Source organism: Adhaeribacter rhizoryzae, from assembly GCF_008629685.1.
Taxonomy (GTDB): domain Bacteria; phylum Bacteroidota; class Bacteroidia; order Cytophagales; family Hymenobacteraceae; genus Adhaeribacter; species Adhaeribacter rhizoryzae.
In genome coordinates this window covers 1-22546 of sequence record NZ_VWSF01000022.1, presented here as the reverse complement: position 1 = coordinate 22546, position 22546 = coordinate 1, and the positions used below count along the sequence as shown (strand labels likewise).

At 44.3% G+C, this 22546-nt stretch carries 15 protein-coding genes and 1 pseudogene; 13 read left to right on the top strand and 3 right to left on the bottom strand.

The window, feature by feature from the left end:
* The first annotated feature begins 461 nt into the window (after nucleotides 1–461).
* The 4 genes from F0145_RS20850 (at nucleotide 462) to F0145_RS20835 (ending at nucleotide 7659) form a co-directional block, all read left to right on the top strand.
* Complete coding sequence (locus tag F0145_RS20850) at nucleotides 462–3647, top strand: SusC/RagA family TonB-linked outer membrane protein (RefSeq protein ID WP_223816183.1); 3186 nt, start codon at nucleotides 462–464, stop codon at nucleotides 3645–3647.
* Nucleotides 3648–3662: 15 nt separating this feature from the next.
* Nucleotides 3663–5507 (top strand): RagB/SusD family nutrient uptake outer membrane protein, encoded by a 1845-nt coding sequence (locus F0145_RS20845; protein WP_150091601.1) that lies wholly within the window; start codon nucleotides 3663–3665, stop codon nucleotides 5505–5507.
* A 9-nt stretch (nucleotides 5508–5516) separates the two neighbouring features.
* On the top strand, nucleotides 5517–6218 hold the full coding sequence (locus tag F0145_RS20840) for a DUF3823 domain-containing protein (protein ID WP_150091599.1): 702 nt from the start codon (nucleotides 5517–5519) through the stop codon (nucleotides 6216–6218).
* 232 nt (nucleotides 6219–6450) lie between these two features.
* On the top strand, nucleotides 6451–7659 hold the full coding sequence (locus F0145_RS20835; protein ID WP_150091597.1) for an aldose epimerase family protein: 1209 nt from the start codon (nucleotides 6451–6453) through the stop codon (nucleotides 7657–7659).
* Between the two features lie 300 nt (nucleotides 7660–7959).
* Here F0145_RS20835 and F0145_RS20830 read toward each other — a convergent pair whose 3' ends face one another.
* From F0145_RS20830 to F0145_RS20825, 3 genes are all read right to left on the bottom strand, one after another.
* Nucleotides 7960–9063: an arabinan endo-1,5-alpha-L-arabinosidase gene (locus F0145_RS20830; protein ID WP_150091595.1), complete on the bottom strand. Its 1104-nt coding sequence runs from the start codon at nucleotides 9061–9063 to the stop codon at nucleotides 7960–7962.
* A 297-nt stretch (nucleotides 9064–9360) separates the two neighbouring features.
* Nucleotides 9361–9519 (bottom strand): hypothetical protein, encoded by a 159-nt coding sequence (locus tag F0145_RS26315; protein ID WP_190277610.1) that lies wholly within the window; start codon nucleotides 9517–9519, stop codon nucleotides 9361–9363.
* Nucleotides 9520–9666: 147 nt separating this feature from the next.
* Nucleotides 9667–11145 carry an arabinan endo-1,5-alpha-L-arabinosidase gene (locus tag F0145_RS20825; RefSeq protein ID WP_150091593.1) on the bottom strand — a complete coding sequence of 493 codons (1479 nt, stop codon included), beginning with the start codon at nucleotides 11143–11145 and terminating at the stop codon, nucleotides 9667–9669.
* 356 nt (nucleotides 11146–11501) lie between these two features.
* Here F0145_RS20825 and F0145_RS20820 point away from each other — a divergent pair, with 356 nt between their 5' ends.
* The 9 genes and pseudogenes from F0145_RS20820 to F0145_RS20780 all read left to right on the top strand — a co-directional run.
* A complete protein-coding gene (locus F0145_RS20820; protein WP_150091591.1) occupies nucleotides 11502–12203 on the top strand; it encodes an NUDIX hydrolase in 702 nt (233 codons plus the stop codon).
* Nucleotides 12204–12298: 95 nt separating this feature from the next.
* Nucleotides 12299–12517: a hypothetical protein gene (locus F0145_RS20815; protein WP_150091589.1), complete on the top strand. Its 219-nt coding sequence runs from the start codon at nucleotides 12299–12301 to the stop codon at nucleotides 12515–12517.
* A 367-nt stretch (nucleotides 12518–12884) separates the two neighbouring features.
* Nucleotides 12885–14681, top strand: a complete 1797-nt coding sequence (locus F0145_RS20810) for a ribulokinase (RefSeq protein ID WP_150091587.1) — start codon at nucleotides 12885–12887, stop codon at nucleotides 14679–14681.
* Between the two features lie 2 nt (nucleotides 14682–14683).
* Nucleotides 14684–15382, top strand: coding sequence for an L-ribulose-5-phosphate 4-epimerase (locus F0145_RS20805; RefSeq protein WP_150091585.1), 699 nt, complete (start codon nucleotides 14684–14686; stop codon nucleotides 15380–15382).
* A 110-nt stretch (nucleotides 15383–15492) separates the two neighbouring features.
* Complete coding sequence (gene araA / locus F0145_RS20800) at nucleotides 15493–16998, top strand: L-arabinose isomerase (protein WP_150091583.1); 1506 nt, start codon at nucleotides 15493–15495, stop codon at nucleotides 16996–16998.
* A gap of 104 nt (nucleotides 16999–17102) precedes the next feature.
* Nucleotides 17103–18800, top strand: a complete 1698-nt coding sequence (locus F0145_RS20795; protein ID WP_150091581.1) for a sodium:solute symporter family transporter — start codon at nucleotides 17103–17105, stop codon at nucleotides 18798–18800.
* Nucleotides 18801–18902: 102 nt separating this feature from the next.
* The gene (locus tag F0145_RS20790; protein WP_190277609.1) at nucleotides 18903–19601 is read left to right on the top strand and encodes a 3'-5' exonuclease; all 699 of its coding nucleotides are present in this window, start codon (nucleotides 18903–18905) and stop codon (nucleotides 19599–19601) included.
* Nucleotides 19598–21505: a DUF294 nucleotidyltransferase-like domain-containing protein gene (locus tag F0145_RS20785; protein ID WP_150091577.1), complete on the top strand. Its 1908-nt coding sequence runs from the start codon at nucleotides 19598–19600 to the stop codon at nucleotides 21503–21505. The genes F0145_RS20790 and F0145_RS20785 overlap by 4 nt, the downstream gene beginning before the upstream one ends.
* A gap of 424 nt (nucleotides 21506–21929) precedes the next feature.
* Nucleotides 21930–22546, top strand: a pseudogene (locus tag F0145_RS20780) (hypothetical protein); the annotation flags it as partial.

The following is a 22546-nucleotide window of genomic DNA, read 5'->3' as shown; positions in this document are numbered from 1 at the left end:
GGTGAGCCCTTCTTTCTTAATAAAAATTGCTTAAAATCTTACTCACTAAGCAGTTTATTATTTAAGCAAGCGCATATATTCTACAATTTACAACAGCCAAAACTCCGGCTAATTTTTTAGTAAAAAATTTTAAAACTGATTTTAGGTTATTCAGAATCATTTAAAATTTTTATAAATGTTAAAAAAACATTTATTCTATTAAATAAAGGATTCCTTAATTACGCATTCAGCAACAAACCTTTAACTTAATCTTCAAAATCATTGATTTTTAACTAATAACCGCTTTAACTAACCTAACACACATTATTTGGAATATGAATAAAAATTAGTAAATCGTTGTAAAAAATTAATGTTTAAATGACAATTATTACGCCACACCCTGTATGATGTAAATTAAAATCAGATCAGAAAATTACCCACGAATTTTATCACCAATTCACTTAGTCCAAACACTTTCATTTATGAAAAATCAATTACCTAAAAACTTACCTCCTTCCGGCGAGCCCTTCTACAGGTGGCTATTCCGGAAAGCGACTTTATCATTAATAATGGTTTCGGCCATTGTATTTATTTGTGCCGGTCAGGTTTTAGCCCAATCGACTGCCGTTAGTGGTACTATTAAAGGTGAAAATGGCGAAGGCCTACCTGGTGTAACCGTACTGGTGAAAGGCACCACTAATGGAACTGCTACTAACCCAGATGGTGGTTTTACCTTAAACGTTCCAAACGGCACAGGTACCCTGGTTATATCTTTTATTGGTTATGTAACCCAAGAAGTTCCGATTAATAACCGCACTACGGTAAACGTAACGCTGGCGCCAGATGCCAAAGCTTTGGAAGAAGTAGTAGTGGTAGGTTATGGTACCCAAACCCGTGGTACGGTAACAGGTGCGGTTAGCCAGATTCAGGCTACCGATATAGCCCGTACTACTTCTACTACCGCTACTGGTGCGTTGGTAGGTAAAGTACAAGGTATTACGGCCCGCCAGGCCGATGCCCGCCCAGGTGCTGGTACCAGCATCCAAATCCGGAACATGGGTACGCCGCTCTATGTAATTGATGGGGTAACTTCAGATGCCGGACAGTTTAACAACCTGGCCGTAGATGACATTGAAAGTGTATCTATCCTGAAAGATGCTTCGGCGGCTATTTATGGTTTACGTGCGGCTAACGGCGTAATATTAGTAACTACCAAAAAAGGTAAAGCCGGCATGAAGCCCCAGATTAATGTGGGCGCTTATTACGGTGTTCAGGATTTTACCCGCTATCCAAGACCAGCTAATGCTTATCAGCATATGCGCGCTTTAGCCGAGTCGGAGCAAAACCAAGGCAGAGATCCCAGAGGCGTGGTAACCCCGGAAAATTTAGAAAAGTGGCGGGTAGGTACCGAGAAAGGTTTTATCAGCACTGATTATTATTCAGAGGTAATGGATAAATCTGCTCCTCAATATAATATGAATGCCAGTGCTTCTGGTGGTTCCGAAACCATGAATTATTATTTCTCGGTGAGCCACGTAAACCAGGACGCTATTATTAAAGATTATAACTTTAACCGTACTAATATTCAGGCAAATATTGATGCCGGGGTAGCCAAAGGCTTACGGGTAGGTACGCAAATTTACGGTCGTCTGGAAGATCGTTCGCAGGCCGGCGTACCAGGATTAGATGATTATTTTAACCCTTTCCTGAGTATTTTTAGTATGTGGCCAACCGAACGCCCATACGCCAACGATAACCCGAATTACATAGCGCAAAACCACAACGTAAACGTAAACCCAGCCACTTATAAAAAGAGTGTTACGGGTTACATCGACGAAATCTGGCGGGGTGCTAAAGGTAACTTCTACGCGCAATACGATTTTAATTTTGGTTTAAGCGCGCGCGGAACTTACTCTTATAATTTCAGCAACTTCGATTTTGATGGTTTTGAATATACTTACAACGCGTATTCTTATAACCCTACTACCGATACTTATAAATTAGAATCGGGTAACCAAAACCCTTGGCGGGAACGTCGTAAGCGGAATATTATTGACCGTTTTGCCCAGTTTCAGTTAACTTATAACAAGCAATTCGGCGACCACGGCTTATCTGCGGTAGCGGCTTACGAGCGAAACGATACGAAGAATAATTACATGGTAGTACATACCGTACCGCCTAATAATTATATTCCAATCATGTATTTCGCGAACCAGGATTTATTGATTGATGAATTTAACCAGGAAGCCCGGGCCGGTTATATTGCCCGTGTAAACTATAACTACAAACAAAAATACCTGTTAGAGGTTTTAGGCCGTTACGATGGTTCATTCTTATTCCGCGATGATAGCCGCTGGGGCTTGTTCCCAGGTGTTTCGGTAGGTTACCGTATTTCCGAAGAAGCTTTCATGAAAGACCGCTTTGGCACCTTCCTGAACGATTTAAAACTACGCGCTTCATACGGTTTAACCGGTTCTGACCGTTTAAATAATGATGCTTATGTAGTAGATCCGTATAGCTACACCCCAGGTTATAACTGGGCACAAGGCAGCGCCATATTCGACGGAACTTATTATACAGGTGTTCGCCCAAGAGGACTTCCTATTACCACCCTTTCCTGGATTAGAAACCATACCCGTAACGTAGGTATCGACTTTACCATCTTTAACCGCTTAACTGGTCAGTTTGATTTATTCGAACGCAGAAGAACTGGTTTACCAGCCGCCCAGACCGATGTAATATTACCGGCAGAAGTAGGTTATACCCTGCCCCAAGCCAATGTGCTGAAAGAATCTAACCGGGGTGTGGAAGGAGCTTTAACCTATAGCGGTAAAGTAAAAGATGTTACTTTCTCAGTAGGCGCAAACGCCACCTTGGCCCGTAGATGGGATATTTACCAGCGCTATAACCCACAATGGGGTAACTCCTGGCAAGAATACCGCGATGCCTGGGAAGACCGTTGGGGTAGCGTAAACTGGGGTTACGAAGTAGTGGGCCAGTTTCAATCACAAGAACAAATTGATAACTACGATGTAGATAACGACGGCCAAGGTAACCGTACCCACCTACCCGGCGATTTAATTTACAAAGATGCCAACGGCGATAAAATTATTAATGGCTTAGACGAAAGACCAATTGGTTACCAGGAAGGTGCTAACCCTTACATGAGCTTTGGCTTAAATACCAGCGTGGGCTGGAAAGGGTTTAACCTGGCTTTCGACTTTGCCGGCGCTACCCTGCAAACTTTCCGCCGGGAAGTAGAAATGAAAATTCCGTTCCAGAACAATGGTACTTCACCTAACTACATGTTCGAAGACCGCTGGCACCAGGCCGATCCGTACAACAACGATAGTCCTTGGATTGCAGGCAAATATCCAGCCGTTCGGAAAGACCAAAACAGCCACGTTAACTTCTCTCGCCGGAGCAACTACTGGAACACCAACGTAAGTTACATCCGCCTGCGTAACCTGGAATTAGGCTATACTATTCCGCAAGTTATTGTAAACAGACTTGGCATGAACCGCCTGCGGGTGTTTGTAACCGGTACCAACCTCTTCTCTATCGATAATACCAAAGAGTTTGGTTTAGATCCGGAAGTTTCTTCTAACGGGGGTCTGGTTTATCCGCAGCAAAAAGTATTTACTGCCGGTTTTAATTTAAGCTTATAATTTTTAGTGAGATTTATGAAAAGTATATATAAGTATTTATTTCTTGGAGCCTCCTTATTGCCGCTGGCGGCTTGCGAGGATGATTTTCTGGAGCGGCAATCGCCCACGCTTATTAAAGAAGAGCAGGTATGGAACGACCCAAAAATGATTACCAGTTTGCTGGCTAATTATTATGACCGTTTACCTACTTCTTTATCAACCCTTTCGAACTGGGCCGATTTTGCTGCCTATGACGAAGCCATGTGGTCGGGTAATAACGACGACCGGAATAACCTGGTAACGTATGGTACCAACCGTTGGGAACTTTGGGATTATGGTCTGATCCGGGACATTAACCTGGCCTTGGAAAACCTGGATAAATTTGGAACAACCTTAACTGCGGCGCAGAAAACGCAATTTCAATCGGAGCTGCGTTTCTTAAGAGCCTACACGTATTTTGAGCACGTTAAAAGAATGGGCGGTGTACCCATTATTACAAACCAGCTTATTTACGATTTCAGTGGTAATGTAACACCCCTGCAACAGCCCCGAAACAAAGAAGCAGAAGTGTATGATTTTATTGCCACAGAACTAGATGCCGTAAAAGACAACATTGGCAATGGTGTTAGCCAGACCCGGGCAAATAAATTTACCGTATTAGCGCTGAAAAGCCGGGCCATGTTATATGCCGGTTCTATTGCCAAATACAACAACCTGATGGGCGCGCCTATTGCTACTCCTGGTGGTGAAGTAGGTATTCCGGCCGATAAAGCCAATGATTACTATACCAAATCATTGGAAGCCTCTAAGGAAATTATTAACAGCGGTACCTACTCTTTGTATCAGCGGAACCCTGATTTAGGCGAAAATTTCTTTGATGCTATTACAAAGAAATCAAACAACCCGGAGGCAATATTTGCGCAGGATTTCTCGGTAACCAAAGACAAAAGAATTTCTTTTACCTACGATAATATTGCCCGTAACGTGCGCGAAGATAATCTTTCCTCTTCTAACATTACGCCAACTTTAAACCTGGTAGAAGATTTTGAATACCTGGACGGCACCCAGGGCATTTTGAAAAACCGGACTGCCGATAACAGCGATTATATTTATTACGATCGGCCGCAGGATATTTTTGCGAACAAAGATGCCCGTTTATACGGTACGGTGGTTTACCCAGGTACTGCATTCAGAGGCTTACCGGTAGAGATTCAGGCTGGGGTTAAAGTTTGGACTGGTTCTGGTTATAACACCGTAGAAAGCGGTCAGCTAGGCACGAATTATACTGATGGCAAATTGCTAACCGGATCTTCTGGACCGCACCGGAGTATTACCGAAGTTTCTAACTCTGGTTTCTATATGCGTAAATACATCGACCCAACTCCTATGTCGAGTACCCGGGGTATCCGCAGCGAATTATGGTGGATCAGATTCCGTTACGCCGAAATATTGTTAAATGCCGCAGAAGCTGCGCTGGAGTTAAATATGCCAGCAGAGGCTTTAGGTTACGTAAATAAAGTTCGGGAAAGAGCTGGTTTCGGGGCCAACAGCCTTACCACACTTACCGTGGAAAGACTTCGGAATGAGCGCCGGGTAGAATTGGCTTTTGAAGATCACCGGGTTTGGGATTTAAAACGCTGGCGTATTGCCCACGAAATCTGGAACGGTAGCGCAACTAACGAGGATGCCATTCCTATGGCGTTGTACCCTTACCGGGTCGTTCGTCCGGGCCATCCAACCCACGATAAAATAGTTTACGATAAGTTAGTTGCACCCCGTTTCCGGGCACCGCGCAACTTCCAGTTAAACAATTATTATTCGGCTATTCCGCAAAACGTTCTGAATAGTAATCCTAAAATCACCAGAAATCCATTCCAATAATTTAGAAGTATGAAACTTAAAATATATTCTTATTTAACCGTATTGCTGGCAGTTTTTATGGCCGGCTGTGAGTACGACAATTATGAGCCACCCAAATCTACGTTAACCGGGCAGATAGTACACAATGGCGAACCAATTGGGGTAAGATCCAACGCTGTGCGGCTGGAATTACGGCAACCAGGTCCGGAGTACCCGTTGTGGAAGACTACTCCCATTAACATAAATATTGCCCAGGACGGCACTTTTTCGGCGGTTTTGTTCGACGGTAATTATAAGCTTACCCGTGTAAGAGGTAATGGCCCTTGGGCAGACCAAAACGATACCATTAATGTAGAAGTTAGAGGTTCGTCGATGGTAGAAGTACCGGTAGATCCGTTTTTTATAATTAAAAATGCAGCTATTAAAAAAGGTACCAGCACCATTGATGCTACCTTTAACCTGCAGCAGGTAAACACCACCCGGCAACTGGAACGGGTTAACCTGTACGTGAGCAGCACCAACATTGTAGATGCGACCAACCAGCGAGCCAGCGCCCAAAAAGTAGCTGCGGATATCAATGGCTTAAATGCACCTGTAACGTTGAGTGTAAATATTTCTAGTTTACCAGCCGCTGTTGCCGGCAAACAATATGTTTTTGCCCGGGTTGGTGTAAAAACAGTAGGTATACAGGAACTGGCTTACAGTGCTCCAATAAAAATCCAGTTAAAATAATCTGGTAAAAACCCTAACCAAAAGCATTATACCAGCGGCTAACCCTAATGGTATAATGCTTTTTGTTTTTAAACCCGTCTGCTTATAATATTTAGCTACTAAATTACCGGCATATTCCAAATCATGATGCCGGTAGAATTCTTTTACAAATGTTTAGTTTCGGCAATTTTAAATATTTGATTAGTTTTAAACCATTAATTCCAAACCTTCTAAAACCAGGAAATCTGCTTATATGAAAAAAAGTAACCTGCGCCACACGTTGCTATTGCTGGCCGGACTAGGCGTTACCGCTCCTACCCTGTACAGTTGCAACAATAAAAGCGCACAAACCGAAGAAACTTCTACCACTAACAGTAACGAAGAAACTAACTCCAACATGAGCATTCAGAAAGAAAGCTTTGGCAAAACCAAAGACGGCACCGAAGTACAATTATATACCCTGCGCAACGAGAAAGGCATGGAAGTAAAAATTACCAACTTCGGCGGTATTGTTACTTCGCTTATTACCCCCGATAAAAATGGCAAGCCCGGCGATGTGGTACTAGGTTTTGACAGCGTAGCAGGTTACCAGAGCGATGCCTACCTAAAAAGCGGCCCGTACTTTGGTGCTCTGATTGGCCGTTACGGCAACCGCATCGCTAAAGGCCAGTTCACGTTAGATGGAAAAACCTATACCCTGGCTAAAAACAATGGCGCCAATCACCTGCATGGTGGTATTAAAGGTTTTGATAAAGTTGTTTGGCAAGCCGAAGAAGTAGCCGGTCAGCAGGCTTTAAAATTAACTTACGTGAGCAAAGACGGCGAAGAAGGCTATCCTGGTACGCTAACGACGCATGTTACCTATACCTTAACACCCGACAATGAATTGCGCATTGATTACGAAGCTACCACCGACAAAGCTACCCCGGTAAACCTAACCAATCATAGTTATTTTAACTTAGCCGCCGGCCAGGCCGAAGATGCGCTGCAGCATATTTTAACCATTAACGCCGACCGCTATACCGTGGTAGATGCCAGCCTGATACCAACCGGCGAGTTACGCCCGGTAAAAGGCACGGTTATGGGCTTTACTGAGCCTACTGCCATTGGGGCGCGCATTACCCAGGTAGAAGGTGGCTACGACCACAACTATGTACTCAGCAACCCCGATGGCTCGATGAAACAGGCGGCCACCGTGTATGAACCAACCAGCGGCCGGTTTATGGAAGTAACTACCACCGAGCCCGGCATTCAGTTTTACTCTGGTAACTTCCTGGATGGCTCATTAACCGGCAAAAACAATACGGCTTACAAGAAGCATTACGGCTTTTGTTTAGAAACCCAGCACTTCCCGGATTCGCCAAACCAGCCAAGCTTTCCGTCTACCATTTTAAAACCCGGCGATACTTATAAAACCAGCACTATCTATAAGTTTTCGGTAAAAGACCAGCCAGCACAGTAGCGCTAATATTTTTCTAAATACATAACTTATAAAAATAATAGCCCGGACAAATAATATTGTCCGGGCTATTTTTTTATGCCGTAGTTTAATACCAAAATAAAATGATTGCTGCGCTTTTAAATATATAAGGCCATACCACCCAACGCTGTCATTCCGGAGGAATCTTATCGGTTAACTGCTAATAAGATTCTTTTGGAATTCTTCGAATTCTGCAGAATGACTGGATTGCGTGGGCATGCTTTAGAAAATATTTGATAAGAAACTAGGGTGCATTTTCAATTTGATAATGGTATAATATTTCTACAAATTATTGCCGGCTTTGGCTGTAACTACCGGCCAACCATCTTTATCCCAAGTCAGAGTTTCAATGCGCAACTTCGATTTGCCGTTGTCGGCGGCCTCGTACCCGTGGAACACCAGGTAATCTTTTTTACCGAAGGTATACACCGAATTGTGCCCTACGCCATACCAATCTTTATTACCTTCCAGCACCATAGTACCGCCGCCTTTCGCCATAGAAACACCGGTTTTATCCAGGTAAGGACCTTGTACATCTTTAGCGCGGGCAACAATCATTTTATAAGTGCTGTTTACGCCTTTGCAGCAATAATCAATAGAAGCAAACAAATAATAATACTTGTCTTTCTTAAAAATAAAAGGAGCTTCAATGGCATTACCACCCGCATCTACCGGGTTATCGCCAACTGATGGTGGGTTCCCCGTAGCCGGATCTTTTTTGCGGCTCGCAATGGTAGGAATATTTGCCGGATCTTCGGCAATGCTTAAGCGGTCCTTGCTTAATTTCACCAGTTTCAGGCCATCCCAGAAAGAGCCAAAAGACATCCAGGCAGTACCAGCTTCATCGGTAATAATATTAGGGTCGATGGCGTTCCAGTTAGTTTTGCCGGGATACGACTGAATAACTTTGCCGTGATCTACCCATTTAAAATCTTTATCGGTGGGGTGCAACGTGGTATTGGTAGCAACGCCAATGGCCGATGTATTTTTACCAAAAGCTGAAATTGAATAGTACAAATAATATTTGCCGTTGTGGTAGCTAATATCGGGTGCCCAAATATGGTTCCGGAAAGTAGGCACGGCTTGCACCGCCCACTCCGGTGCCGTGGCAAATATCGGGCTTTCGCGCTTCCAGTTTTCCAAATCTTTAGAAGACCAAACCGATATGCCCCTACCGGTACAAAATAAATAATAAGTATCGCCCTGCTTGGCCATAACCGGGTCGTGCACCGAAATATTTTTGTACAGCTTATTTGGGTCCAGTTGGTTAGGTTGCTGGCTTGTTTGGACCGGTGGTTGCCCTGTCGCAGGTGGAGTAGTTTGCGCCTGTGTTTCCTGCAACAGAAAGGCTAGGGCCGGAACCAAGAGTAAGTGTTTTAATTTCATTATTTATAAAGTTATTTGTGGCTGAAATATTATAGGAGTTAATTAAAAGTTGAACTAAATATTAGAAAAGGAAGCAGCTTTTGGTAAGCTGCCTTCTGCGTATTTATTCTAAAATATTCATGTTTATTTATGCAGAAACTTTAACCCGAATCACATTAAAGAAATATGGCTTTAAGTTAATGTTTTGCATTAAACTATTTTCATCCAGTGTTTAGCCCAAATCAAAAAAATCATATTGGTTGCCTTTTTTAATGCCCATGCCCCGGAAGCCTTCATTCGAGAAACCAAAATTGCCGGTTAGGGTATTTTGGCATACAGTCCGCCAACGGCCCCCAGGTTAGTATCTTCAAAAAATACGCCCCACCTGGTAGGCTGAATGGGGGCGGTAAGTTGGTTAGCTTTAACGGTAAAAACTTCGTTTTGGGCGTAAGTAACGTGGAGGATCGCTGTTTTCAAAAACGCAGCATATAATTTTAGGAGTTTATTTTTTAACATCTTTTATTAAAAGGTGGTTGATTAATATTTCTTTTTAGCTTCAGCAGTCTTTACCAACAATGGTTTTTGGGTAAAAAAAGCATCAGCTAGCCTTTGATAAAATATACTTTAAAGCGTTTTCTTTCCCCAAATAGCCGTGCCATTGTTGTTTAAGCCGGTAAAGATTAAAGCGGGCTTTTTGTTTTCCCAATCGCGGCCCCGGGTAACCTGTACTTTATCGGTAAAGCCATTGAGCCACTTCATTTCCAGCCAAGGCGCCTGGTATTTCCAGGTACTGCCGGCATCGGTGTTTAAAGTGCCATCGGCATTAATTTTTAATGGAAAAGCTACCTGGAAATCCGGTATAGTTTGTTCGTTGGCGTAACCCGGCACTACCCGGTAACCCAGCACAATTTGTTCCCAGTTGCCCACCAATTCGGTTTGCGTTATGGGCGTTTGGCTCACCCCCGCGTACCGTTCCGGCGACACTACCGGCCAGCCATCCGGCGTCCAGAATATTTCGCGCACGTGCAACACCATAAAAAATTTATTTACGCCGGGCCGCCCCTGATGCGCCATAAAAAACTGCCCGCTTTCCTGGAAAACCGCCGGATGCGACACGCCCTGCCAACCACCGTGACCGGTAAACTGATAAGGCGCCAGAATCATGGGGCCATTATCCTGCTCGTTGTTAATATCCTGTCCGGCGAAATCGTAGAAAGGGCCTTCCGGCGAATCAGCGCGGCCTACTCGCACGTTGTACTTGGTTTCGAGCCAGTCGTAAGCAATAAAGAGGTAATATTTTTTGAGCTCCGGGTTATAAATTATTTCGGGACCTTCAATATTACCGTTAATCTGCCCGCCGGTAGAGCCGCGTTGGGCTATGCGTTTGCCTTTAGCATTGGGGACAGCCGCTAAACCGGTAGCCGCATCGAGTTTCAGAATATAAATACCATCCCAGGCCGAACCGTAATACATCCAATGCTGGCCGCCTGCATCTACAATTACTGAAGGATCAATGGCATTGGTCATCGGAATATTGTCACGGGAAGTAACTACTAATCCTTTCTCGGTCCAAGGCCCTGCGGGCGATGAGGCGGTGGCTAACCCAATGGCGCTGAGTTTAGGTGTTGCCGACGATAAAGAATAATATAAGCGGTATTCGTTATTTACTTTTATAACATACGGCGCCCACAACGAAGCAAACGGCGTTCCGCCATTTTGTTTAATATAATTGGCGGCTTGCGGGGGCAAATCCGGGAACGCCCAACCCACAAACTCCCACTGAATTAAATCTTTCGATTTCCGGACCTGAATGCCGGGCCGAACGGTAATGCCGAAAGCGGCATCGGTGCTGTAACAATAAAAATATTCGCCACTTTTAATAATAGCCGGGTCGTGCACATTATAGGGCCCCCACTGCGCTACATTGTTAAAAGGTGCCAGTTCGGCGTAAGTATCGCTTATGGCGTTTATATCAAAAACTGCTGGCGTTGGATCTGGCGGCTGGGGCTTAATATTTACATCGGAATCTTTCTTACAAGATATGGTGCTAAAGCTTAACCCAATAGCGCTGATATATAAATAAAATTTAACCAGGCTTTTCATGTAGGAAGCTTTGCTATAACCCTTCTGGAATAAAAATATTTACGAACGAAAAATAGCATCAGCCGAAGGTGCGATCATCATTTGCCCGTTAACAAATATAGTAATTACATAAATGTAAAAACAACAATTATAAAATTATAAAAACCAGATTTATTCTAAATAAAGTACCAACAAATAAATATTGTAATTTAGAAGGCTTATGTAATTGGAAAATAAAGGAGAATATTACATTTTGCGAATAAATACACCCAGTTATTGGCAGTGCTAATAATTAGTAGATTTCCTAAAAGTGTATTCACCACAACTTATCAGTAATAATATTTAATTACTGTTCCTAAACAGGATTATAAAAGAGCATGAAATATTCGGGTCAGACCAGGTTTCTGGTAGCTGTAGATTGCATTGTTTTCGGTTTTGATGGCGAAAAGTTTAAACTATTGCTCATTCAGAGAGGGTTTGCCCCCGAAAGAAAAAAATGGAGCTTAATGGGTGGCTTTATTCAGCCGGAAGAAAGCCTGGAACTGGCGGCTAACCGGGTGCTGAAACAATTAACCGGCCTGGAAGGAGTTTACCTGGAACAATTGCAAACTTTCGGCGACCCGAAGCGCGATCCGGTAGAAAGAACTTTGGCGGTAACTTATTTTGCCTTAATTGATATTCAGCAGTACGAAAAGCAGATTAACCACGAATACAACGCCGATTGGTTTTTACTGGACGAAATGCCCCAGCTCATTTTCGACCACGAACAAATGGTGGAAACCGCCATGAAACGCCTGCGCTACAAGGCAGCCTTACACCCGGTTTTATTTGAATTGCTGCCCGAAAAATTCACCATTCCGCAACTCAAAAATTTGTACGAAGGTTTATACGGCACCACTTTCGATAAGCGTAATTTCAGCCGCAAGGTTTTATCAACGGGTTTGCTGGTAAAACAAAAAGACAAAGACAAAGGCAATTCCCGGAAAGGCGCTTTTTATTATAAACTCGATAAGCAAAAATATTCCGAAAATTTCCAGGCCTTTCTAAAATTTATTCCTAACCCGGATAAATTTTTGTAAGAAGGCCCGGGTTATTTAAAAACAGCCCAACCTTTATTTTCGTAAGCTGAAAAGTTTAACAAAAGCAGACTTCATCTTTAAAGAAACCAACAGCTATGAAAAAATTCACTTTTGTACTTTTAGTGGCAAGTGTATATTTATTGCCTGCTTGCTCCAGCGAAAAAACCAATACCAACACAGAAGCCGCCAGTAGTTCCGAAGCCGCTACCGCCGACGACTCCAGCACTACCAATCCCATCAATTCAGAATACGGCACGCCTAATTCTTCAGAAAACCCAGTCGATTCGGCCCAGAGTAAAAACGAAGAAAAATAATTTCATAGCCAGCCTAAAGTCAGTTATTTATTCTTAGGATTTAAATCCGGGGAATAATTATAGCCTTAAACCTGAGAAGCAAAATAGTACCGTAGTTTAAACACCATTTACGCGGGTACACCACTTTTGCCAATGCTAAAGCAAATAAAATTAACCCGCCGCTAAATATTAATACTGAATTAATATTGGCTTCTTTCGCTATGTATATATTATTTTAGTACGATCACCTTGAATTTTTGTGTGAATACCGGTATTTGACCTTAGTTAAAATTTAATAGCCAAAAAATCCTATCAATCTGCGAAAAGAACAAATAAAATATTTTTTTTCTAGAGATAATAAGCGTTAATTTGACAATTTAATTGAGCTATGGAAAAAGATACTTTTGTAATAGGAGTCGATTACGGCAGCGACTCTGTTCGGTCGGTACTGGTTAATGCCCGGAATGGCGAAGAAGTAGCCTCGGCGGTTTTTAATTATCCCCGCTGGGAAGCCGGTGCTTATTGCGTTCCTGCCGAAAATCAGTTCCGGCAGCACCCGCTGGATTATATAGAAGGCCTGGAATACACCATTACCCAGTGCCTGCAAAAGGCCGGTAAAAATATTGCCGCAGCGGTAAAAGGCATTGCCGTAGATACCACTGGTTCCACGCCGGTAGCAGTAGATAAAACCGGAACACCTTTAGCCTTATTGCCGGGCTTCGAAGAAAATCCGCATGCCATGTTTGTGCTTTGGAAAGACCATACGGGCGTAAACGAAGCGGCCGAAATAAACGAGCACGCCAAAAAATTCGATACTAATTATTTACAATACGTTGGTGGCATTTATTCGTCGGAGTGGTTTTGGGCGAAGTTATTGCGTACCCTGCGGGCCGATAAACAAGTGCGCGAAGCCACCTACTCCTGGGTAGAACACTGCGACTGGATTCCATTTTTGCTCACCGGCGGTACCGATGTGCACCAAATGAAGCGCGGTGTTTGTTCGGCGGGTCATAAATCGTTGTGGGCCGTGGAATTTGGCGGTTTACCACCCGAAGATTTTTTCGCTACTCTTGATCCATTGCTCTCCGGCTTTACTTCCCGTTTGTTTAAAGATACTTATACTTCCGACCAGCCGGCCGGCAATTTAAGTCCGGAGTGGGCCGAACGTTTAGGTTTATCTACCGATGTGGTAGTAGGCGTAGGCGCTTTTGATGCGCACATGGGCGCGGTGGGCGGACAAGTGGAGCCATACCACCTGAGCAAAGTAATGGGAACTTCTACCTGCGACATGCTGGTAGCACCCATTGATGAAGTAAAAGATAAACTGGTAAACGGTATCTGCGGTCAGGTGCCAGGCTCGGTTATTCCGGGCATGATGGGTCTGGAAGCCGGGCAATCGGCCTTCGGCGATACTTACGCCTGGTTTAAGAAAATATTGCTATGGCCTTTGCAGCAATTCTTTGCGCAGTCGCAGGTAATAGATGCCCAAACCGCTAAGTCATTGCTAGATGAAATATCGGCGAAAATAATTCCGGAACTCAGCAAACAAGCTGAACAGATTCCTTTATCGGAGAATAATGAATACGCGATAGATTGGTTTAACGGCCGCCGGACACCCGATGCGAACCAACTCTTAAAAGGCGCTATTTCGGGCTTAGGTTTGGGCAGCGATGCGCCCCGGGTTTTCCGGGCCTTGGTAGAAGCTACCTGTTTTGGCGCGAAAAAAATTGTGGACCGGTTTAACGAACAAGGCGTACCGGTAAAAGGCCTGATAGGTTTGGGCGGCGTGGCTAAAAAATCACCGTTTATCATGCAAATGATGGCCGACGTGATGAATATGCCCATCCGGATTCATAAATCAGAACAAACTTGCGCCATTGGCGCCGCCATGTTTGCCGCTACGGCCGCCGGTATTTATGCAAAAGTAGAAGATGCGATGGCCGCCATGGGCCAAGGTTTTGATGCGGAATATATTCCGGATGCCGAAAAAGCTAAAATTTACGCCAAACGTTACCAGAAATATACCGAACTCGGCGATTTCCTGGAAGACCATATTACCAATTCCAAATCGCCGCTAATTTCGGATTTACCCGAAACGGGCACCAAAGCGCAGGAGCCGCACACCGAAGCACAAAAACAAAAAGAAGAAGCTTTGGAAAGTACTTCTACCAACAATACTAAATAATAATGAGCAAATACGCGCATATTCAGCAGGAGGCTTACGAAGCCAACATGCAATTGCCCAAACTGGGGCTGGTATTATTTACTTTTGGTAACGTGAGCGCCGCCGACCGGAGCCAAGGTGTTTTCGCCATTAAACCCAGCGGGGTTCCTTACGAAGACCTCTCGCCGGAGAAAATGGTAATCGTGGATTTTGAAGGTAAAACTGTAGAAGGCACCCTCCGCCCCTCTTCCGATACCTTAACCCATGCCGTATTGTACAAACACTGGGAAAAAATTGGCGGCATTGTGCACACCCACTCTACTTACGCCACCGCCTGGGCGCAGGCCCAACGCGATATTCCGATTTACGGTACCACCCACGCCGACCACAACACGGTAGATATTCCCTGCGCCCCGCCCATGAGCGACGAGATGATTCAGGGTAATTACGAATACCAGACCGGTTTTCAGATAATGGATTACCTGGCGCATAAAGGTATGAGCTACGAAGAAGTGGAAATGGTATTGGTAGGCAATCACGCGCCATTTACCTGGGGCAAAAACGCCGCCAAGGCCGTGTACAACAGTGCGGTAGTAGAAGAAATTGCCCGCATGGCTTACCTCACCGAGCAAATTCGGCCGCAGGTTCCGCGCTTGCAAGATTCGCTTATCCGCAAGCACTTCGAGCGCAAGCATGGTCCTAATTCTTACTACGGTCAATAATATTTCGCGCTAAGCTTTAATATTCTTTTAAATCGGTATCCGGATTTTAAACCATAACTAGTATACCTATCCCCTTAAAACTGAATAATAATCAACATACAAAATTTAAAATGGTTGACTTAAAACAATTTGAAATCTGGTTTATAACCGGCAGCCAGGATTTATACGGCGAAGAAACCCTGAAACAAGTTGCCGAGCATTCGCAGCAGATAGCCAAATCTTTCGACGAGGCGCCGCAAATTTCGGTACGAGTGGTTTTTAAACCTACCGTTAAATCGCCGGAAGAAATATTCCGGATTTGCCAGGAAGCGAATGTAGCCCCTAATTGTATTGGTGTTATTACCTGGATGCACACTTTCTCGCCGGCCAAAATGTGGATTGGTGGCTTAAAAGTATTGCAAAAACCGTTGTTGCACCTGCATACCCAGTTTAATCGCGATATTCCGTGGAGTTCTATTGATATGGACTTTATGAACCTGAACCAAAGTGCCCACGGCGACCGGGAATTTGGCTTTATGGTATCGCGGATGCGCATTAACCGCAAAGTAGTGGTTGGTCACTGGCAAGATACCGAAGTACTGGACCAGATTAATACTTTTAGCCGGGCTGCCGCTGGTTGGTACGATTGGCAAGGCGCTAAATTTGTGCGTTTCGGCGATAACATGCGCTACGTAGCCGTAACCGAAGGCGATAAAGTAGAAGCCGAAATGCAATTAGGTTTCTCCGTAAATACCTACGGCATCGGCGACCTGGTGAAAGTTATTAACCAGATTAGCGACAGCGAAGTTGACCAGCTAACCCAGGAATACGAAGAGCGCTACGCCGTAGTAGAAGCTTTGCGGAAAGGTGGGGCCCAATATTCATCGTTAAGAGAAGCCGCTAAAATTGAATTAGGCTTACACGCTTTCTTAAAAGACGGCAACTACAAAGGCTTCTCCGATACTTTCGAAGATTTGCACGGCATGGCTCAGTTACCGGGTATTGCGTCGCAGCGCATGATGGGCAAAGGCTACGGTTTTGCCGGCGAAGGCGACTGGAAAACAGCAGCTTTGGTACGCGCCATGAAGGTAATGGGTAGTGGCTTACCGGGAGGTAATGCTTTTATGGAAGACTACACCTATCACTTCGAGCCAAATAATGCCATGGTACTGGGCTCGCACATGCTGGAAGTAGACGAATCTATTGCCAATGGCAAGCCTTCGTGCGAAGTGCACCCATTGGGAATTGGCGGCAAAGCCGATCCGGTACGTTTGGTATTTAACGTGGCGGGTGGTCCGGCCCTGAATGCTTCGGTAGTAGATATGGGCAACCGTTTCCGGCTGTTGGTAAACGAAGTAGAAGCTGTAGAACCGCAGCACGATTTACCAAAACTGCCGGTAGCGCGCGTGCTTTGGAAACCACTACCCGATATGAAAACCGGTGCTGCTGCCTGGATTTTGGCTGGTGGTGCCCACCATACTTGCTACAGCCAGAATTTAACTTCGGAGCATTTACAGGATTTTGCCGAAATGGCTAACATTGAATGTGTGCTGATTGACAAAGAAACCCGGCTTAACCAGTTCCGCAATGAGCTGCGCTGGAGCGAAGCGTTTTACCAGATAAACAAAAGATTTTAATATTTTTTTAATAGGCCTCTGATTTTTTTGGAGGCCTATTAATTTTTAAACTAAATTACCCCTCCAAAAAGTTATAACCATCCACCTTAATGTAATTTCCTGGCATGAGCAAATTCGCCACCATTGATTATGTAATTTTCATAGTTTACTTTATTGTCGTAGCAGGTTACGGCATTTGGGTTTACCGCCGCGACCGCAACGTAAACGCCGATAGTAAAGATTATTTTCTCGCCGAAGGGTCCCTCACCTGGTGGGCCATTGGTGCTTCTCTTATTGCCTCCAACATCTCGGCCGAGCAATTTATTGGTATGAGCGGTAACGGATTTGTGGTGGGTATTGCTGTAGCCGCCTACGAGTGGATTGCCGCCATTGCGCTGATTATAGTAGCTGTATGGTTTATTCCGGTTTACCTGAAAAACAAAATTTTTACCATGCCGCAGTTTTTGCAAACCCGGTATAACGGCACCGTAGCCTTAATTATGGCTGTTTTCTGGTTGTTTTTGTACGTGTTTGTAAACCTTACCTCTATTCTTTACCTGGGCGCATTGGCCATCAGCAACTTGGCCGGCGGCACTAATTTTCACCTGATTATTATTTTGCTGGCGTTTTTTGCTATTATTATTACCCTGGGTGGTATGAGCGTAATTGGTTATACCGATGTTATTCAGGTTACTGTGCTTATTTTAGGTGGTTTAGCCACTACTTACACGGCCTTAACTTTAGTAAGCGAACGTTTTGGCATGGGAAGCGATGTAATTGCCGGCTTTAACATGCTGATGAAAGATGCACCTGAACATTTTAGGATGATAATTGATAAACCTACGGTTGAATCTTCGCAGGCTGATATTAACAAATACCTGATGCTGCCTGGCATTGCTATGTATTTTGCCGGTATGTGGATTGTAAACCTAAACTACTGGGGCTGTAACCAATATATTACCCAAAGAGCCTTAGGTGCTAACTTACACACCGCCCGTACCGGTATTTTATTTGCCGGTTTAATTAAATTAATGATGCCGATTATTGTAATGTTACCGGGTATTGCGGCTTATGTGCTTTACAAAAACGGCGCTTTACAAGAAGAAATGGCACCAGGCGGGAACTTCAACGCCGATAACGCTTATTCTGCTATTCTGGGCTTCTTGCCTACCGGTATGAAAGGTTTGTCTTTAGCTGCTCTTACCGCCGCCATTGTGGCTTCGCTGGCGGGTAAAGCCAATAGTATCTCTACTATTTTTACCCTCGATATTTACCACAAATACATTAACAAAGACGCCAACGAAAAGAAGCTGATCTGGATTGGAAAGCTAACCATTATTGCTTCTATGCTGTTCTCTATTTTCCTGACCTGGGACGATTTACTGGGCATTGGCGGCGAAGGTGGATTTACCTTTATTCAGAAATATACCGGCTTTATTTCCCCGGGAGTATTTGCCATGTTCTTACTGGGTATGTTCTGGAAACGGACTACCGGCACAGCGGCCATTGCGGGTCTGTTAACCGGCTTTATTTTATCGGTGGTATTTAACAACTTTGCGCCAGCCTGGTTCGGCAACGAAACTTTCTTGTATACGGCTTACCCGAATGGCAAAGGCGGCTTCGAAATTCCGTTCCTGATTTGTATGGGCTTGGCCTTTATGTTTACCATGATTGTAATGATTGGTTTAAGCTTAGCTGGCCCTAGAATTAACCCGAAAGCTTTCGACCTGGATAAATCTATGTTTAAAGTTTCTAATTCAACCTTGGTATTAATTATTATTACCATGTTAATTATTACCACCCTATACGTTAGGTTCTGGTAAATTTTATAAATTAAGTAAAAAAGCGGGCAGCAACAGCCCGCTTTTTTTATTCGCCCGTACCATTGGGTAAACCCTGGCGTATGTTTTAGCTTAAATTTTGTTGTGAGAGATTACCTGCTGTTTATAGATACCGAAACTTCCGGGCTGCCTAAAAAATGGGATATTCCTTATTCAGATTTAGATAACTGGCCTTATTCGGTGCAGATTGCCTGGGTAATATTTACGAAGGACGGGCAGGAAATAAAACGGGAAAGCCACTATATTAACGATAACGATTTTGAGATTTCGCCGGGGGCTTACCGCATTCACGGTATTTCTAAAGCGTTTCTGCACCAGCACGGCGAAAGCCGAAAAACTATTTTAACCCAACTCGCCGCCGATTTGCAGCATTACCAGCCATTGGTAGTAGCTCATTACATGCAACTCGATTTTCACATGATTGGTGCCGATTTTTATCGCATCGGGCTGGAAAATCCGTTGCAGGATCTGCCCAGATTTTGTACCATGCTGGCAACTTCCAAATACGTTTCTAATCCAAAATCTAAATATTTACGCCTCGATCGCCTGTATTATATATTATTTCAGGAAGATATGGGCAACCAGCACGAAGCTTTAACAGATGCTACTGCTACTGCGGCCTGTTTCTTCGAAATGCTAAAAATAGGCGATATTAGTGCGGAAAAAATTGCCTCTCAACAAACAACCCAAACCAACTCCACCAATATTATTTCGGGCTGGGGCTGCAGTACTTTGGTGGTAATAATTTCATTTTTAACTTATTTGTTTCTGCTTTGGCCATGACCGATAGAGTTTCGTTTCTGAAAAAAGTTGCCCCCTTTAACTTACTACCCGACGATGTATTGGAAGGCGTAGCCGATCTGCTTCAGGAAGTAACCCACCAAAAAGAATCTGTTATTTACCACCAGCAGGTTACCAAATTAAAGGGTGTTGATATACTTGTAACAGGTGCTTACGAAACCTTTTTTTACGACAGCGAGCAAAACAAAAGAATATTAGAAAACCTGCATCCGGGGCAATTATACGGCGGCGTATCGGTGTTGCTAAACCGGAAAAGATCTTTGCGCACCGTTATTGCCAAAAAAGGCACCAAGGTCTATTTTCTGCCCCGCCGCGACTTCCGGGGGCTTTGCCAGGCTTACGAAGAATTCTTTCATTATTTTACCCAGGAGTTTGGCCGCCGCATGATGGATGATGATTTTGCCCATTTTGTGAAGCACCCCACTTTTTTCGAAGAAAATTATATTGCCACCGACCAGTTATATTCCCGGAAAATGGAAAGTGTGGAATACCGGAATATTATTTCGTGTGTTACCAATACGCCCATTTACGAAGCGGCCCGCCTAATGGGAGAACACCGGATAAGTTGTTTGTTTGTAACAAATGCGCAGCAAAAAATAATTGGCTACGTAACCGATATTACCCTCCGGAACAATGTAGTGGCCCAACAAATAGATGCGCGCCTGCCCGTAGCCAGCATTATGGATAACCCCATTGTTTCTATTCCGTGCAAAGCGTTTGTGTACGAAGCCATCTTGCTGATGTTTAGCACCAAAACCCAATATTTGCTGATAGAAGAAAATGGTGAATACCGTGGGGTAATCAGCCGGAATAAATTATTAAGTGAGCAGTCGCAATCGCCGTTTGTATTTATACAATCGGTAAAGCTGGCCCTGAGCGACGACGAGCTAAGAAGCAAATGGAAGAAGGTGCCGGAAATTGTAACGCAGTTGCTGGGCCGGGGTGTAAAAGCCGAAATTGTGAACCAGGTAATTACCAACGTAGCCGATAGTATTGCCTTAAAAGTAATAGAAGACGTAATTGCCGAAATGGGTACACCGCCAGCTAAATTTGTATTTATGGTGCTGGGCAGCGAAGGCCGCAAAGAACAAACCCTCAAAACCGACCAGGATAACGCCATTATTTACGAAGACAAAGCTAACGAGCAACGCGAACTGGTGCGGGAATATTTTTTAAAATTCGCCGATACCGTATCGGAGCGGCTGAATAATATTGGCTTTAGTTACTGTACGGGCGGCTACATGGCCAAGAACCCCAAATGGACCCATTCGCTATCGCACTGGAAACGCAATTATATTAGCTGGATGGAGGAAAGCTTACCCGAAACGGTAATCAAGTTTTCTACCTTTTTCGATTGCCGCTACCTCTACGGCGACGTGACCATTATAAATGAGTTGCAGGAGTTTCTGAACGAGGAATTGCAAAAACCGCACGAAAAGCTTTTCTTCCACATGGCCAATAATGCTTTGCAGTACGAGCCGCCGCTTACGTTTTTCAAAAATATTAAAACCTTTACCGTAGGATCGCAGGAGGTTTTCGATATTAAAAAAGCCATGACGCCCATTGTGGATTTGGTGCGGGTTTATGCGCTGAAAAACCGGATATTTTTAACCAACACCGGCGAGCGCCTGGATGCCTTAAAGGCGCAAGGAATATTTACCGAAACAGAATATTTGGAATTAATTCAATCGTATTATTACCTGATGAGCCTTCGCCTGAAAAAGCAAGCAAGCTTAATTATTAACGATAACCGCGAGCCCGAAAATTTCATGAATATTACCAGCCTGACCAAAATTGAGCAGGTAACCATTATCGAAATATTTAAAACCATCCGCAATTTCCAGGGCAAAATCAGAATTAATTTCACCAACAATATTTTTGGGTAAATAGTAAACCCGAAAATTTATTAAACAGAAAAGGACATCCCCAATGCAAATGCTCCTTAATGATATGGCATAAATAACTTGATCTTTCTTTTGAAAGATTACATCTTTCAATGCTGGGGTGCTAACTGAATTTATAAGCCTAAGTTTGCTCCCGGCCGCGGGGCCCCGTTTGGTCATTCGGGCTGCTCATCTTTCCTTTCCTCCTCCGTCGGAATGCTGCGCACCGGAAACCTGAAAGGCCCTCATCGCCCAAACTGCTGTCGTTTACTTCGTAGCTACGGCTTTTCTAAGCCTAAATTATTGTTAGTAATTAACAAGTCAGCTCAACAAAGCTATTCCGTAACTTTCTGGTTCGGCCGAACTCCTTCCCTAATTTAGGGCTACGATTAGGACACAAAATGGAGCGGGGAGCTGTTGGGGGTAAATGGCAGATGCAATATTTAGCAATATTCGGATAGAGCGACGGGTCAAGCAAGTAGTAGAAAAGATAATAGAAAAGCAAAGTGTGGTGATACATCAGCTAAGTGCGAGCGAAGCCGAGCAGCGGAGTTACTACCGTCTGCTGCATAACCCCCGTTTGCAGACCAGTCAAATCATTTCGTACTTGCAAGCGGACTGTGGGCGGCAAGTGGAGGTGGGGGCGCATTATTTAGTATTTCAGGATACGACCCAACCTAACTTTGAACGCAACCGGCGCAACATTTCCGACCAGCAGCAGCTCGGGGTGATTGGAGATAAGCAGTCCTTAGGCTTTTTCCTGCATCCTTCGCTGGTGGTGCAAGCGGATACTGGCCGCTGCCTGGGCTACAGCCATGTGCAGGTCTGGAGTAGAGAAGCAATGGCGCCAGATAGAAAGCAAAGGCAGTATCAAAAGCAGCCCATAGAAGAGAAAGAAAGCTACCGCTGGATTCAGGCTGCTCAAGCCAGTAAGCAGGTGTTGGCAAAGGCCAGCGCGTTGACCATTATCTGTGACCGGGAAGGCGACATTAGCGAGTTGTTTTTACAAGTGCCCGACAACCAGACCCATTTGCTGGTGCGCTC

Excerpts from the sequence above, each read along its gene's own strand:
- F0145_RS20850 (WP_223816183.1), top strand. The coding sequence starts at position 462 with ATGAAAAATCAATTACCTAAAAACTTACCTCCTTCCGGCGAGCCCTTC.
- F0145_RS20845 (WP_150091601.1), top strand. The coding sequence starts at position 3,663 with ATGAAAAGTATATATAAGTATTTATTTCTTGGAGCCTCCTTATTGCCG.
- F0145_RS20840 (WP_150091599.1), top strand. The coding sequence starts at position 5,517 with ATGAAACTTAAAATATATTCTTATTTAACCGTATTGCTGGCAGTTTTT.
- F0145_RS20835 (WP_150091597.1), top strand. The coding sequence starts at position 6,451 with ATGAAAAAAAGTAACCTGCGCCACACGTTGCTATTGCTGGCCGGACTA.
- F0145_RS20830 (WP_150091595.1), bottom strand. The coding sequence starts at position 9,063 with ATGAAATTAAAACACTTACTCTTGGTTCCGGCCCTAGCCTTTCTGTTG.
- F0145_RS20825 (WP_150091593.1), bottom strand. The coding sequence starts at position 11,145 with ATGAAAAGCCTGGTTAAATTTTATTTATATATCAGCGCTATTGGGTTA.
- F0145_RS20820 (WP_150091591.1), top strand. The coding sequence starts at position 11,502 with ATGAAATATTCGGGTCAGACCAGGTTTCTGGTAGCTGTAGATTGCATT.
- F0145_RS20815 (WP_150091589.1), top strand. The coding sequence starts at position 12,299 with ATGAAAAAATTCACTTTTGTACTTTTAGTGGCAAGTGTATATTTATTG.
- F0145_RS20810 (WP_150091587.1), top strand. The coding sequence starts at position 12,885 with ATGGAAAAAGATACTTTTGTAATAGGAGTCGATTACGGCAGCGACTCT.
- F0145_RS20805 (WP_150091585.1), top strand. The coding sequence starts at position 14,684 with ATGAGCAAATACGCGCATATTCAGCAGGAGGCTTACGAAGCCAACATG.
- araA (WP_150091583.1), top strand. The coding sequence starts at position 15,493 with ATGGTTGACTTAAAACAATTTGAAATCTGGTTTATAACCGGCAGCCAG.
- F0145_RS20795 (WP_150091581.1), top strand. The coding sequence starts at position 17,103 with ATGAGCAAATTCGCCACCATTGATTATGTAATTTTCATAGTTTACTTT.
- F0145_RS20785 (WP_150091577.1), top strand. The coding sequence starts at position 19,598 with ATGACCGATAGAGTTTCGTTTCTGAAAAAAGTTGCCCCCTTTAACTTA.